General features: G+C 71.4%; 16 protein-coding genes. 5 read left to right on the top strand and 11 right to left on the bottom strand.

Going from position 1 to position 12620, the window contains the following annotated elements; all coding sequences use genetic code 11:
- Positions 1 to 48: 48 nt before the first annotated feature.
- The gene (locus ACFC0D_RS31660) at positions 49 to 255 is read right to left on the bottom strand and encodes a hypothetical protein (RefSeq protein WP_376443375.1); all 207 of its coding nucleotides are present in this window, start codon (positions 253 to 255) and stop codon (positions 49 to 51) included.
- A 149-nt stretch (positions 256 to 404) separates the two neighbouring features.
- Here ACFC0D_RS31660 and ACFC0D_RS31655 point away from each other — a divergent pair, with 149 nt between their 5' ends.
- Entirely contained in the window at positions 405 to 2330 is a 1926-nt protein-coding gene (locus ACFC0D_RS31655; RefSeq protein ID WP_376443372.1) for a nitrate- and nitrite sensing domain-containing protein, read from the top strand.
- 97 nt (positions 2331 to 2427) lie between these two features.
- On the opposite strand, the gene ACFC0D_RS31650 is transcribed toward ACFC0D_RS31655, so the two are convergent.
- The 3 genes from ACFC0D_RS31650 to ACFC0D_RS31640 all read right to left on the bottom strand — a co-directional run bounded on the left by ACFC0D_RS31650 (position 2428) and on the right by ACFC0D_RS31640 (position 4191).
- A complete protein-coding gene (locus ACFC0D_RS31650) occupies positions 2428 to 2895 on the bottom strand; it encodes a carboxymuconolactone decarboxylase family protein (protein ID WP_376443369.1) in 468 nt (155 codons plus the stop codon).
- A gap of 107 nt (positions 2896 to 3002) precedes the next feature.
- The gene (locus ACFC0D_RS31645; RefSeq protein ID WP_376443366.1) at positions 3003 to 3758 is read right to left on the bottom strand and encodes a GNAT family N-acetyltransferase; all 756 of its coding nucleotides are present in this window, start codon (positions 3756 to 3758) and stop codon (positions 3003 to 3005) included.
- 13 nt (positions 3759 to 3771) lie between these two features.
- Positions 3772 to 4191, bottom strand: coding sequence for a nuclear transport factor 2 family protein (locus ACFC0D_RS31640; RefSeq protein ID WP_376443363.1), 420 nt, complete (start codon positions 4189 to 4191; stop codon positions 3772 to 3774).
- An 86-nt stretch (positions 4192 to 4277) separates the two neighbouring features.
- Here ACFC0D_RS31640 and ACFC0D_RS31635 point away from each other — a divergent pair, with 86 nt between their 5' ends.
- Positions 4278 to 4811 carry a GNAT family N-acetyltransferase gene (locus ACFC0D_RS31635; protein WP_376443360.1) on the top strand — a complete coding sequence of 178 codons (534 nt, stop codon included), beginning with the start codon at positions 4278 to 4280 and terminating at the stop codon, positions 4809 to 4811.
- Here the strand turns inward: ACFC0D_RS31635 and ACFC0D_RS31630 are convergent.
- Positions 4792 to 6309: a CehA/McbA family metallohydrolase gene (locus ACFC0D_RS31630; protein ID WP_376443357.1), complete on the bottom strand. Its 1518-nt coding sequence runs from the start codon at positions 6307 to 6309 to the stop codon at positions 4792 to 4794. The genes ACFC0D_RS31635 and ACFC0D_RS31630 overlap by 20 nt on opposite strands.
- Positions 6310 to 6401: 92 nt before the next feature.
- Here ACFC0D_RS31630 and ACFC0D_RS31625 point away from each other — a divergent pair, with 92 nt between their 5' ends.
- From ACFC0D_RS31625 to ACFC0D_RS31615, 3 genes are read left to right on the top strand one after another with little or no spacing between them, the layout of a single operon-like run.
- Positions 6402 to 7238 (top strand): LLM class F420-dependent oxidoreductase, encoded by an 837-nt coding sequence (locus tag ACFC0D_RS31625; protein ID WP_376443354.1) that lies wholly within the window; start codon positions 6402 to 6404, stop codon positions 7236 to 7238.
- 18 nt (positions 7239 to 7256) lie between these two features.
- A complete protein-coding gene (locus ACFC0D_RS31620; RefSeq protein ID WP_376443351.1) occupies positions 7257 to 7541 on the top strand; it encodes a hypothetical protein in 285 nt (94 codons plus the stop codon).
- Positions 7538 to 7936: a hypothetical protein gene (locus tag ACFC0D_RS31615; protein ID WP_376443348.1), complete on the top strand. Its 399-nt coding sequence runs from the start codon at positions 7538 to 7540 to the stop codon at positions 7934 to 7936. Before ACFC0D_RS31620 ends, ACFC0D_RS31615 begins: the two co-directional genes overlap by 4 nt.
- Before the next feature lie 19 nt (positions 7937 to 7955).
- On the opposite strand, the gene ACFC0D_RS31610 is transcribed toward ACFC0D_RS31615, so the two are convergent.
- The 6 genes from ACFC0D_RS31610 to ACFC0D_RS31585 all read right to left on the bottom strand — a co-directional run bounded on the left by ACFC0D_RS31610 (position 7956) and on the right by ACFC0D_RS31585 (position 12612).
- Positions 7956 to 8459: a hypothetical protein gene (locus ACFC0D_RS31610; RefSeq protein ID WP_376443346.1), complete on the bottom strand. Its 504-nt coding sequence runs from the start codon at positions 8457 to 8459 to the stop codon at positions 7956 to 7958.
- Between the two features lie 95 nt (positions 8460 to 8554).
- Entirely contained in the window at positions 8555 to 9181 is a 627-nt protein-coding gene (locus ACFC0D_RS31605) for a hypothetical protein (RefSeq protein ID WP_376443343.1), read from the bottom strand.
- A gap of 82 nt (positions 9182 to 9263) precedes the next feature.
- Complete coding sequence (locus ACFC0D_RS31600; protein ID WP_376443340.1) at positions 9264 to 9698, bottom strand: hypothetical protein; 435 nt, start codon at positions 9696 to 9698, stop codon at positions 9264 to 9266.
- A gap of 219 nt (positions 9699 to 9917) precedes the next feature.
- Entirely contained in the window at positions 9918 to 10355 is a 438-nt protein-coding gene (locus ACFC0D_RS31595) for a hypothetical protein (RefSeq protein WP_376443338.1), read from the bottom strand.
- A 61-nt stretch (positions 10356 to 10416) separates the two neighbouring features.
- A complete protein-coding gene (locus tag ACFC0D_RS31590) occupies positions 10417 to 12228 on the bottom strand; it encodes an alpha/beta hydrolase (protein WP_376443335.1) in 1812 nt (603 codons plus the stop codon).
- A gap of 6 nt (positions 12229 to 12234) precedes the next feature.
- Positions 12235 to 12612 (bottom strand): hypothetical protein, encoded by a 378-nt coding sequence (locus ACFC0D_RS31585; RefSeq protein WP_376443332.1) that lies wholly within the window; start codon positions 12610 to 12612, stop codon positions 12235 to 12237.
- Positions 12613 to 12620: the final 8 nt, after the last annotated feature.

Below are 12620 nucleotides of genomic sequence, written 5' to 3'. Positions count from 1 at the left end.
GGCGGGACCGGAACACGGTCCCGCCACCTCGGCGCTTTCCCGGCCGCCTCAGCGTCCGGGCATGAGCCCCTCGACGGCCGCGTCGACCGGCACGCCGGCCGGCTTCTCCTGGGGGTTCAGGAGACCGCTCAGCGGAACGACGGAGGGAAGGTGGGCATTGCCGAGGTCGGCGGTGTCGGCGACGGCGGAACCGGCGGCGCCGATGCTCCCCGCCAGGGCGAGTCCGGTCAGGGCTGCGGTGAGGATCTTCTTCATGCCCTCCCCAACGCGCTCGCCGCACAGCGGGTTACGAGCGGATGACCCGGCCCGCATCCCGTTCGAAGCCTCGATCGTGAGCGGAGCGCAACCACCCCCTTACGACGGCGAAATCGCGCCCCGAGGGCCCGCGCATACCGTCGTACGGCGTGACTCCCACAGCAAACGCTTTACGGCACCTCGCACGGCTGACCCCCGGCTGGCGCACCATCCGCGGGCGGGTCACCGTCGTCCTGGCCGTACCCACCTGCCTGCTCCTCGTCCTCACCGGCCTCGCCGTCGCCGACCGCGCCGGAGACTGGGCCGCCGCACAGGAGACCCACGACCGGGTCGACCGCGTCCTCGCCGTCCAGGCCCTCGTCCACGAGCTCCAGCGCGAGCGGGGGCTCAGCAACGGGCTCCTCGGCGGCGCTCGCCAGTACCGCGACGACCTCGATGTCCAGCGTGCCCGCTCCGACGCGGCCCGCACCACACTCGACGACCTGACCGGCACGGACCCGCTCGGCCGGCTCGGCGCCATACGCTCCTCGGTCGACGACGACGGCGGCGGCGGCTCGCGCAGCGAGACCTTCGCGTTCTACACAGACGCCATCGCCACCCTCACCCGCAGCCACACCGCGGACGCCGCCGGCGGCGACCGGGCGCTCGGCGACGCCATGGATGCGCTGCGGGCGCTCGGCGACGCCACCGAGTCCGTGGCCCTGGAGCGCGGATCCCTCAACGGGGTCTTCGCCGCCGGACGTTTCCGGACCGACGAATACCTCGCGTTCGCCGAGGTCCGAGCCTCCCGGGTCGCCGCTCTCGACCAGTTCGGCAAGTCCGCCACCTCCGACCAGCGCGCCGCCCTCGACAAGGCTCTCGCCACCGCCGACGCCCGCCGCGCCACAGACCTGGAGAAACGGGCAGCGGCGGCGGGCGACGGCTCCCGCCTCGCCGTCGACCCCGACCTGTGGTGGCGGTCGATGACCGTCCTCGTGGACGACCTGTACGGCGTGCAGCGCGCCGTCGGCGCCGACGCCCGGGCGCGGGCCGGGGCGCTCAGCGCGGCGGCCACCCGACAGCTCGCCGGATTCCTCGCCCTCGGTTTCCTGATCGTGGCGGTCGCCGCCGCCCTCGCCGTTCTCTCGGCGCGTTCCATCACCCGACCGCTCGGCGCGCTCGCCGAGGAGGCGGACGAAGTGGCGGGCGTACGGCTGCAGGAGGCGGTGCAGCGCATCCAGGAGGCGGACGCGGGCTCGGAGACGGCGGCCACCCCGCTTCCGTACCGCCCTGACGCACCCGTGCCCGGCAGCGCCCAGGAGATCACCCAGCTCGCGGCCGCCCTGCGGAACGTGGAGCGCACGGCCGTCGGCCTCGCCGCGCAGCAGGCCGCCCTGCGCCGCAACACCTCCGAGTCGCTGGCCAACCTCGGCCGCCGCAACCAGAGCCTGCTGCGCCGCCAGCTCGGACTCATCACTGCCCTGGAGAGCCAGGAGATCGACCCGGAGGCGCTCGGAGAGCTCTTCGAGCTCGACCACCTCGCCACCCGGATGCGCCGCAACGCCGAATCGCTGCTGGTCCTCGCCGGCGAGCAGGAGCCGCAGCGGGCCTGGCCGGGCACGGTCACCGCCCGGGAGGTGGTGCAGTCGGCGGTCGCGGAGGTCGAGCAGTACCGGCGGGTGACGACGGCCGACGTCGAACCCTGCCGCATCCGTGGCGACGCCGTCGCCGACCTGTCGCACCTGCTGGCCGAGCTGATCGAGAACGCGCTGGTCTACTCGGCGGTGCACCTGCCGGTCGAGGTGTACGGCTGGCGGGACCTCGACGAGTACTGCCTGGCCGTTGTGGACCGGGGCGTCGGCATGGGCACGGAGGCCCTGTCACGGGCCAACGCCCGTCTGGCGGGTGACGAGAGCTTCCTGGTCGCGCCCACCCGACAGCTGGGCCACTACGTCGTCGGCCGGTTGGCCGCCCGGCTGGGCGCACAGGTCGAGCTGCGCCCGACGGACGGCTCCGGCATCACGGCGTACGTGGGCCTTCCGGCGACGGTGCTCGCGACGGAGGGCGTGGTCCCGGCCGCCGCCGCGACCACGTAGCGCCGGCGGGACGCCGAGTCCCCGGGCTACGAACGCGAGGGGTTCCCGGTCGAGTCCGGGGACCCGGTCGGCGCGCCGTTGGTGCGGCAGACGCCGGTCAGAGGCCGACGCCGGCCGGCTGCTTCACCGTGACGTTGATGCGGTTGAACATGTTGGTGACTGCGACCATCAGCACGATTGCGGCGAGCTGCTTCTCGTCGTAGTGGTCGGCGGCCGCGTCCCACACCGCGTCCGGCACGGCGTCCGAGGTGTCGGCGAGCCGCGTCGCGTGTTCGGCCAGCGCGAGCGCGGCCCGCTCCTCTTCGGAGAAGTACGGCGCCTCCCGCCAGGCGGCGACGGCGAACAGCTTCTCGTCGCTCATCCCCGCCTTCCGGGCGCTCTTGACGCCGTAGTCGACGCAGAATCCGCAGCCGTTGATCTGGCTGGCCCGCAGGTGCACGAGCTCCAGCGTCGACTCCGGGACACCTCCCTGGCGGGTGGCCTTGACGAGGTTCTGGATGGCCGGCGCGGCGTCGGCGAGAACGTAGGCGGGGTTCGTCATGCGGGGGGTGATCTCGTACGACATGGTGATCGCTCCTCAGCGGTCCGTGTTCCTGTGGGGCCGTTCCTGTCGGCTTCACTGCACTGACGGAGCGCGCGGCGCGGATGTGACACGTCCGCGGAAGTTTTTTCTCAGGAGGCCGGTTCCGCGATCAGGGCGGTGGCGATCGTACGGAAGCCGAGGCGGGCGTAGAGGCGGGCCACGGTCGCGTCCGTGGCCGTCAGGAAGACCGTCTCCACGCCGCGGGCGCGGGCGTCCGCGATCAGGGCCGCGGTGACCGCGAGGCCGAGGCCGCGGCGGCGGGCGGTCGGGAGGGTGCCGACGCCGACGATCTCGGAGACCGGGCCGACGGGCTGGTGCTGGCCGGCCGAGACCGCGGTGCCGTCCGCGTCCAGTGCGGCGGCCAGGTGGGTGAGGCCCGCCGCGATTCGTTCGGCGAGCTGGGCGGCGGCGTCCGGCGAGGGCGCGACGCCGAAGGCGGCGTACGGGGCGGCGGCCGCGCTCGGCAGGGCGGGATCGTCGGCGCCGACCATCCGCACGGTGACGCCCTCGGGCGGTGCGGGCGTCGCGCCCCCGCCTTCGAGGACCATCAGCGGATGCTCGTGCACGACCAGCCCGCTCTTCTCGACGGCCGCCCGCAGCCCCGGCGCCGTCTCCGCCACCCACTCGAACGCCTCGGGCACCCCCAACTCCCGTTGCCGCGCCCGCACCCGCTCCACCTCGGCGACGCCCACCTCCCCGCCGTACCCGAGCGCGGGCCGCGCGTAGTACGGCCACCCCGCCCCCTCCCGTACGAAGAGGGTGAGCGGCCCGAACTCCTCGGCGCGGGCGGCGGATCGGGGGACGGCGTCGTAGTACGTCTCGAGTCGGTTCAGCATGCCGGTCATCCAAGCAGCCGGACTACGGAAGCACAGGCGGATTTCCCTGTGTCCAGGCGATGCGCAGATCGGCCCGGGACAGGCGCCAGCCGTCGGGGGTGCGCACGAGCTCGTTCTCCGTCCGCCCGCCGGACAGGAACAACCCGCCGTCGTCGGCGAGCACATGGGTGGAGAGCTGGTTCCCGAGGAGGGTGGCGCGGTCGCCGTCCACATCGACGAGGTAGTTCGACCCGAAGTGCACGGTCCGGTCGAAGAGCCCCATGGCCATCCGCACGTTGGCGGCGACGGCCTCGCGCCCCCGTACGTCCCCGGCGGGCGTCGACGTGGTCGCGTCCTCGGTGAAGAAGGAGGCGGCCCAGGCCGCGTCGAAGGCGCCCCGGTCGTCGAGGGAGCGGAGGTAGCGGTCGAAGAGACGGGTGATGTCAGCGGTGTCCGTGTCCATGCGACGAGACTCGTACATCAACCAAGCTTGAGGTCAAGGGCCGGGCCGGGACGTCCGCGGCGGGTGGGGTGCGAGACCATGGAGGTATGACCGAGATCCGTACCCCCCGCCTCCTCCTTCGCCGCTGGACCGACGACGACCTCGTCCCCATGGCCGAGATCAGCGCCGACCCCGAGGTGATGCGCTGGATCGGCGACGGATCGGTCCGTGACCTGGAGGAGACCGCCGAGGACATCGAGCGCTGGGAGGAGGAGTGGGACGACGAGGGCTTCGGGCTCTTCGCCGTCGAACTCCTCGGCTCCGGTGAGCTGATCGGCTTCGCCGGGCTCTCCGTCCCCGGATTCCTGCCCGAGCTGGCGCACGAGGTGGAGATCGGCTGGCGGCTCGGCCGGCCCTTCTGGGGACAGGGGTACGCCTCCGAGGCCGCCCACGCGGCCCTGGAGTTCGCACTCCAGGACCGCGGCCTCGACCGGGTCGTCGCCATCACCCACATCTCCAACTCGGCCTCGGAGAAGGTCATCCACAAGCTCGGGATGACCCCGGAGCGCGAGATCGAGCACCCCGCCTTCGGCGTCCCGCTGCGTGTGTACGCCATCGACCTCACCGAGTACCAGGGCTGACTCCGCCGGTCTCCAGGAACACCGGGTTGGTGAACGCCGCGAGCGCGCCCGGCAGCGGCGGCATCGTCGCCGGGTGGCGGACCTCGGCCCGCACGTACGAGGCGTACGCGGCCGTCGTCACCCACTCCACCGGACCCGCGGCCGCCACTGCCGTGTGCAGCACGCCCTGGTCGGTGACGAAGCGGACCGTGCCGCCCTCCGGCGCCCCGCTCACCGCCAGCCGGACGGTCACGGGCTCGTCCGCCGGCACCCGCAGCCGCTCGCCGATCCCCGCCGAGCGGCCCCGGCCGTCCGTCACCGCGAAGTCGACGGAGACGGACGAGGACTCGGCGACGTACGAGCGGCCCGCGCGCAGGCCCGCCAGGATCGCCCTCCGGCTCAGGTCGTCGGCCAGGACCACGGTCTGCGGGGTGCCGACACGGTCCGGGTCGCGGTGGGCGTCGCTGTTGCCCATCGCCGGGGTCCAGCGGCCCTTGGCGAGCGCCGCGTCCCAGCCCGCGAGCGACACCTCGTCGTCCGGGGTGTAGGGGCCGTTCCACACCTCGACCACGTCCGCCTCGCCGAAGCCGAACTTCCAGTTGCAGCCGATGCAGGTGGCGTGCGGATGCGCCGGGACCACGAGCCCGCCCGCCCGGCGGATCTCCCGCGCGAAGTGCCCGAAGCGGTTCTCCCGCGCCCGGTAGCGCCAGTCCACGAACGTGCCCGGGTCCGTGCCCAGGGCCAGCACGTGGCCGTTGCGGGTGGTGATCTCCTCGCCCAGGAGGATCAGCAGGTCGTCCCCGGCGAGCTCGGCCCATGCCCCGTGCGCCGCATGGGTGTTGTGCTCGGTGGTGGTCAGGAAGTCGAGCCCGGCGGCGCGCGCGAGCGCGGCGACCTCGGCCGGCGTGCGGCGCCCGTCCGAGTACACGGTGTGCAGATGGCTGTCGCCGCGGTACCAGGCCCTGCCCCGGCCCTCGGCCCGCTCCGGCGGGTACACGGGCCTGGGGGTCGGCAGCGAGGCGCCGAAGCGCAGCGTGATCGTCACCGAGTACGTGAGCCCCTGCGGCGCCACGGTGTAAGGGGCGAGTACGACGAACCAGGTGCCGGCCTTCAGCGGACCGGCGACATAACCCGGGGTCGCCTCCTCGGTACGCAGGAAGAACTCCTTGCGCGCCCCGCCCGACCAGCCCCGGAAGCCCTTGCCGCCGAGCTCGGTGCCGCGCTGGTCGAAGACGCCGATGTCCAGGGCGTTGCCCTGCGTCCCGGCGGGAACGTCCGGCCGCTCGTAGGTGTACGAGACATGGATCTCGCGCACCCCCCGCGGGATCTCGACCGGGAGGTACACGAAGTCGGGCGAGCCCGGCGGCAGCGTGCCGCTGACCGTCTGCGTACGGTCGCCGCCGGGGGTACCGCCGGGGCTGTCGGCCGCGTGCGCGAAGCTCACGCTTCCCAAGGTAAAGGCGGAGGCGACGCTCGTCGTCAGGAGCGCTCGTCTGGTCGGTTCGCTCATGTCCGGCATCCTCGTATGAACCCGTGAACTTCCGGACAACGCAAGAGGCCCGTAGCGCCGCACCTCTCGGAAATCACCGCCGCAGCCCCTACCGTGCCGCTATGCGGATCTCGACCACGATCTTTCTGACCGACGAGACCATCACCCCCGTCCGCCTCGCGCGCGAGCTCGAAGAGCGGGGCTTCGCCGGGCTCTACCTGCCCGAACACACCCACATCCCGATCGAGCGGGCCACCCCCTACCCCGCGGCGGGCATCGAACTGCCCCGGGAGTACGGCCGCACCCTCGACCCCTTCGTCGCCCTCGGCCAGGCCTCCGCCGTCACCGAACGGCTCGAACTCGGCACCGGCATCACGCTGATCACCGAGCACGACCCGATCGCCCTGGCCAAGCAGATCGCCACCCTCGACCATCTCTCGGGCGGCCGCTTCACCCTCGGCGTCGGCTTCGGCTGGAACAAGGAGGAGGCCGCCGACCACGGTGTGGAGTGGGCGACGCGGCGCGAGCTCGGCCGGGAGCGGATGGCGCTCATGCGGGCGTTGTGGGCGGATGAACCGACGGCGTACGAGGGCGACTTCGGGGTGTCGGTACGGGCGTCCCACGCGTACCCCAAGCCGGCGGGCGGCGCCCCGCGCACCCTCATCGGCGGCGCGGCGGGCCCCAAGCTCTTCGCGCAGATCGCCGAGTACGCGGACGGCTGGATGCCGATCGGCGGGCGCGGCCTGACGCAGTCCATGCCGGTGCTCCGCGAGGCCTGGGAGAAGGCCGGCCGCGACCCGAAGACCCTCCAGGTCGTCCCGTACGCGGTCCTGCCGAACCCGGGGAAGCTGGCGCACTACGAGGAGCTGGGCTGCGAGGAGGTGGTGCTCCAGCTGCCGCCGGGGGACGAGACGGAGGTGCTGGGGGTGCTGGACGAGTACGCCCGGTATCTGCCGTGACGGCGCTATAGTGGCTCTATGGCGACAACGACTATTCAGGTCTCGCGCGAGACCCGCGACCACCTGGCCACCCTCGCGGCGGAGCGCGGAATCACCTTGGGCCAGCTGGTCCAGCAGCTCGCGGAACGGGAGCCCACGAAGGACCAGATCGCCGAGCGGCTCCGGGCGGACCGTGACCACGCGCGTGCGCTCATGGGTGTGGACATGAGTGACGAGGAGTTCGACGAGGCGCCCGACATCCTCGGCAACATCTACCGAATCGCGGCGCAGAAGGTACGGGCAGCCCGGGGCGAAGCCGCGTGATCATCCTCGACACCAGCGCCGTCCTCGCGCTCGCCGAGGGACACAAGGCCCTCATCGAGCTCGCCGCCAACATGGCCAAGACGCCGGGTGACGCCATGTGGGTCCCGGCCCTCTGCCTGGCGGAGGCCGAGGCGGCGAGCGCGGGTGCCGGGCGCGCCGCCCTGACCTTCTCCTCCGTCGCCGTCGACGACCTCGACACGATCGCCGCCGTGACCGTCGGCACCCTCGTCCGGGACGGCTTCGGCGGCCTGGACACCTGCCATGCGCTCTACTGCGCCTCGCCCCGACCGCAGTTCACCGGCATGTCGATCCTGCTCACAGCCCACGAGGACCGCTATCCACCGGGCATCGTCACCGTGGACATCGACGCGCCCGGGATACTGGGCCACCACTGAAGCACGAGGCCGGCGGTCGTCAGGCGGGCTGGAAGCAGCGGGAGACGACGGTGACGCGGAGCAGGGCCTCGGTCTTGGCCGTGGGCTGCTTGCGGTCGTCCATGAGCTGGAGCTCCACCGCGTAGTCGCCGTCGGGCGAGTCGGCCCGCAGCGTGGGCGTCTTCGCGGCGCTCTCGTCCTGACCGTCCTGTGTGACCTTCCAGCCCTTCGCGGGCAGGGTGGTGCGCATGCGGGTGTAGGCCTGCTCCAGGTCCTCGTACGGAAGGTCGTAGATGCTCCACGGGTGATCCATCTGCTCCACCTCGCCCCCGTGGCCGTCGCACGGCAGCGGCAGGGGACCCCCGTCGGTCACCTTCCCCTTCAGACCGATCATGTCCAGGATCTGGCTGGACGTGCGCTGCGTGCCGGCCTGCATCTGTGCGCTGTCGCGCACCTCGGCGGTCTTCTTCTCCATGCTCGAACATCCTGTCAGCAGCGCGCACGCCAGCAGGGCGGGCATGGTCCATGTGAGTCGCTTGGTCACGGGTCACCTTGTTGTACGTGCCGGCGACGACCGCCGCCTGGTTGTCGATGTTGCCGCCCTCGCCGTGCCCGACGCCCGGTACCTCTGAGCCCGCGCTAGTGGAGGGCGGGCGGCTCCAGGTCCTCGACCGCCGCATCGCCCTCGGCGCCGGCCGGGTCGTAGGCGCACGGACTGCCGATGAATCCGTTCAGCGTCTGCCAGTGCGACCGCCAGGTGAAGGAGACCCGGTCGTCGATGTCGCCCTTGCGGGCCCGCAGCTCCCAGTCGTCGCCGGAGGGACCGTAGTCGACGATCGTCCACCCGGTCGCCTCGAGGTGCGCGTGCAGCTTGCCGAGCGCGGCCGTGCCCGCCGCCTTGTCGACCGCGTCGAGCCGCCACTTGTGGTAGAGCCGGTACGAGCCCGGCTCGGGGGTGTCCGCGATGCCCTCGATGCCGCTCGGGTAGCAGGGGTCGCCCGTGATGCGGTTGTCGGCAGCCGCGTACTCCCCGCTTCGCACGGCCGGCAGCGGCCGGTCGATCCCCGCCGCGTCGTACATCTCCTGCGACCGCTCCGTCACCTGTCGCGCCCTGTCGGCCGGCCGCACGGTCGGGAAGTCCTCCCCGGTCGCGCTGTCGACGGTGAACCAGATGATCAGCCCGAGGATCAGCAGCACGGGCAGGGCGACGACGCCGAGGACGAGGTACAGGCCGATGCGCAGGCCCTTGCGCGTTTGATCGTTCACGACACGGACGCTACGGCCGGGCGGTGCGGCCCGGATCCGTACGGAGGCTCAGAGGGCCGGGCTCGGGTACTCAGCCCGGGCGTCAGGAGGGCTGGAAGCAGCCGGAGACGACAGTGACGGCGAGGACCGAGGTCGGGTCCTTGGCCTTGCGGTTGTCCATCAGCCGGACATCGGCGGAGTGCTCACCGTCGGGCGAGTCCGCGACCATCGTGGGCGTCTTCGCCTTGCTGGTGTCCGGTCCGTCCGAGACGATCTTCCAGCCGTTCTTCGTGAAGGCCGTGCGCAGCGTGGCGTACCCCTTCTCCAGCTCCTCGAAGGGGAGGTCGTAGATGCTCCAGTTGTGTCGCATCTGGATGACCTGGCCCTCGGGTTCGTAGCTGTCGCAGGGAAGCGGCAGCGGTCCCGGCTTGGTGACCTTCCCCTTAAGGCCGGTCATGTCGAGGATGTGGCTGGAGGTCTGCCGGACACCCTTCCGTACCTGGTCGCTGTCGCGGACTTCCGCTGTCTTCTTGTCCAAGTTCGAACATCCCGTCAGGAGGGCGCACGCCAGCAGGGCGGGCACGGTCCATGTGAGTCGCTTGGTCAAGGGTCAGCCCGGAGGGCTCGGCATACCGGGGTCGGCGGGTGCGCCACGTCGTCCGTCAGCTCGTTCGTCATGCCCGTGAGGCTAGGCGGCCACCCTGCCCGCCCGTATCCGCGCCTCTCCTCATCCGGACTGGGTGCGGGTGCTCAGGTGTCAGGGTGCGACCTCGTAGCAGCGGGACACGACGGTGACGTTGATCAACGATGTGGAGCCCGACTGCCCCTCCCTGTTCAGCAGCCTGACCTCGGCGGAGAACTCGCCGTCGGGGGAGTCCGCGACGAGGGTAGGAGTCTTCGCCTTGCTCTTGTCCGGACCGTCGGAGACGACCTTCCAACCGCTCTCGGGGAACGCCGTGCGCAGCCCGGCGTAGGCCTTCTCCAGCTCTGCGAAGGGAACGCCGTGGAGGCTCCAGGGGTGGTGGTTCTGCTGCACCGCGCCCTCGGCGTCGTACCCGGAGCAGGGCAGGGGGGTCGCCCGGCCCTTGGTGACCTGCCCCTTCAGGCCGATCATCTCCAGCACGCGACTGGAGGTCTTCTCGGTCTCCGTCTGCATCTGAGCACCGTCGCGCACGCCCGCCGGGGCCTTGTCCATGTCCGAACATCCTGTCAGAAGTGTGCATGCCAGCAGGGCGGGCAGAGCCCATGAGAGTCGACTAGTCAAGGATTACCTCGTCACGATGTCCGCTGATGACCGCGGCCTGGTTCTTCAGGCTGGTGGATTCGGGGTTCCAGAAGCCACCGTGATCGGGCGAGTCGCTCTCCATGATGTTGCCCCCGAAGCCGCGGTCCGTGGGGATGGTCCAGCCCTCGCCGTGACCCACGAGTCTGCCACCCCAGCGCACACCGTTGTCATCACCCCCACCGCCCATCGCCCACACCCGGTCGGGTTCCACGCCCAGGTCCCGCGCGTGTTCCACCTGCATGCCGGGGCTGCCCACCGCGATGATGTCGTCCGCGATGGGGCCGGCGCTCTGGCCCTGCTGGGTGGCCACGCCGATGACCGTGGATCCGTAGCTGTGCCCCATGAGCGTGGTGTGCGACCTGTCCGGACCGCCCTGGGCGGTCTCCAGGCCGTTCATGAACTGGCGCAGGGTCGGTGCGCCTTCGTCCGCGTACTTGTTGCGCGTCGCCTCGGTGAGGATGGTGTCCGGCGCGTTGTAGTCGAACCAGGTGATCGTCGAGAACTTCTGACCGGGTTCCAGGTCGGAGCTCTGCGTGTACAGCTTGTCGGCGCGCGCGAGGTCGCCCTCGATGTCCGGCAGTTTCGTCTTCGTTCCCGGCACGTACACCGCAGTATGGTCCGCCGTGTCCGGATTGCCGTTGGCGAGGACGACCCGGCCGTCATCCTTCTCACCGTCGAACATCAGCAGGTACGCCTCGGGGAGGTCGCTGCCCGCGGGACGGTTGAGGCGGCTGTCGATGGCCGTCATCCCGTCGATCCGGCCCTGGAGCTGTTCCTTCCGGTCGTGCCACTCCTGCCAGTCCTTGTTGATCACCATGGCGCCGCGGGGGCCGTACGGCACCATCTTCCTCGGCTCGGCAGGAAGGGCCGCCAGTTCCATCTCGTACTTGGCTCGGGACTCCGCGAACACCATCCGGTTCGCGTCGTCCCTCACTGCCGACGGAATGCCGTCCAGGGCGCCGACGGAGGCCGGGTAGAGCGTCGCGTACTCGTCACGCTGCTCCTGGGTGAGCCCGTTCCACCACTTGGCGTTCTCCTCGGTGCTCTTGCCCTTGGGGATGTCGCCGTCGTCGGCGTACTTGCCGGCCGCGTCCTGGAGCCGCTTGGTGTCGGCGGCGGTGTCCGCGAGGGTCTTGTTGTCGACCTTGAGGCCGGGCTCGGCCTTCAACTGGGCCAGGGCGTCCGAGTAACGGCCGTCGATCTCGCCGGCCTCCCGGACGGCCGCGGCGATCGAGTTCGCGACGGCCTGTGCCTTGGCCTGGTTGGGGTTGCCGCCGCCGAAGCCGGGGAACTGGCCGGGGGGACTGAGCAGCGGTGAGTTCGGATACCGCTGGAGCGGTGGGCCGGTGGGGGAGAGGAAGCCGAACTGCGAGCCCTGCGCGCTGCCACCCGGCAGCGGCTTCTTGTCGATCAGGTTCTCGCCGCCCTCGGGATAGGTGACCGAACCGTCCGGATTCACCGTGAACTTGAGGTTCTCGGCGTCCTCCAGGGCCTGCTTGAGCTTCCTCTGCGGGGCCGCGAGCTCGGACGCCAGCCCGTTCAGCGCGGTACGTATCAGGCCGCACTCGGCGTGCAGGTACTGGTAGTTGCGGGACAGCTGGTCGAGGTCGCCGACGGCGGCCTTCGCCGTGTCGCCCTTCTGGGTGTCCCGGATCCTGCCGACCATCTCGTTGTCGACGCGGTCCTTGTCGGCGTTGGACCGGCTGGATATCCGGCCCCAGCCGTCGGCCGCGTCGGTGTACTCGGAGAGCTTGACGTCCCGCAGTTGCTGCCAGGTGGGCATGGCGGATCAGCCCTCCTTCTTCTGCGCGGGCGGCGGCGAGGCGGCCTTGATCCTGCGTTCGGTGTCGACCTCGCGCTCGCCGAAGTCGCGGCCGGCGCTCTTGAGGGCCGGTTCGAGCCGGCCGCACTCGTCGCGTACGGCGGTGAGACGCGTCTTCCAGGTCTCGGCGATCGAGGTGAGCGTGCCGCTGGAGGCGAAGCCCGCGGTGGCGCCGGCCACCCCGTCGTTCGCCGTCGTCAGATCGGTCAGCGAGGTCGACGTCGACAGGCGCAGTTCCGCGGCGACACTGCCGGACTTGGTCCAGGGGCCCGCGTCGGCCTTCAGGTCCGCGTCGGGGCCTCCGCTGCCTCCGCTGCGGTCGGGTGCCACGGACGCCAGCGTCATCCGGGCAT

The organism is Streptomyces sp. NPDC056222 (assembly GCF_042264065.1).
GTDB lineage: Bacteria > Actinomycetota > Actinomycetes > Streptomycetales > Streptomycetaceae > Streptomyces.
This window is presented reverse-complemented; position numbering and strand designations above follow the sequence as displayed.

Bases quoted from the DNA above. Each gene is read 5' to 3' on its own strand.
- ACFC0D_RS31660 (WP_376443375.1), bottom strand. From the start codon at position 255: ATGAAGAAGATCCTCACCGCAGCCCTGACCGGACTCGCCCTGGCGGGG.
- ACFC0D_RS31650 (WP_376443369.1), bottom strand. From the start codon at position 2,895: ATGTCGTACGAGATCACCCCCCGCATGACGAACCCCGCCTACGTTCTC.
- ACFC0D_RS31645 (WP_376443366.1), bottom strand. From the start codon at position 3,758: ATGACCGGCATGCTGAACCGACTCGAGACGTACTACGACGCCGTCCCC.
- ACFC0D_RS31640 (WP_376443363.1), bottom strand. From the start codon at position 4,191: ATGGACACGGACACCGCTGACATCACCCGTCTCTTCGACCGCTACCTC.
- ACFC0D_RS31635 (WP_376443360.1), top strand. From the start codon at position 4,278: ATGACCGAGATCCGTACCCCCCGCCTCCTCCTTCGCCGCTGGACCGAC.
- ACFC0D_RS31630 (WP_376443357.1), bottom strand. From the start codon at position 6,309: ATGCCGGACATGAGCGAACCGACCAGACGAGCGCTCCTGACGACGAGC.
- ACFC0D_RS31625 (WP_376443354.1), top strand. From the start codon at position 6,402: ATGCGGATCTCGACCACGATCTTTCTGACCGACGAGACCATCACCCCC.
- ACFC0D_RS31620 (WP_376443351.1), top strand. From the start codon at position 7,257: ATGGCGACAACGACTATTCAGGTCTCGCGCGAGACCCGCGACCACCTG.
- ACFC0D_RS31595 (WP_376443338.1), bottom strand. From the start codon at position 10,355: ATGGACAAGGCCCCGGCGGGCGTGCGCGACGGTGCTCAGATGCAGACG.
- ACFC0D_RS31590 (WP_376443335.1), bottom strand. From the start codon at position 12,228: ATGCCCACCTGGCAGCAACTGCGGGACGTCAAGCTCTCCGAGTACACC.
- ACFC0D_RS31585 (WP_376443332.1), bottom strand. From the start codon at position 12,612: ATGACGCTGGCGTCCGTGGCACCCGACCGCAGCGGAGGCAGCGGAGGC.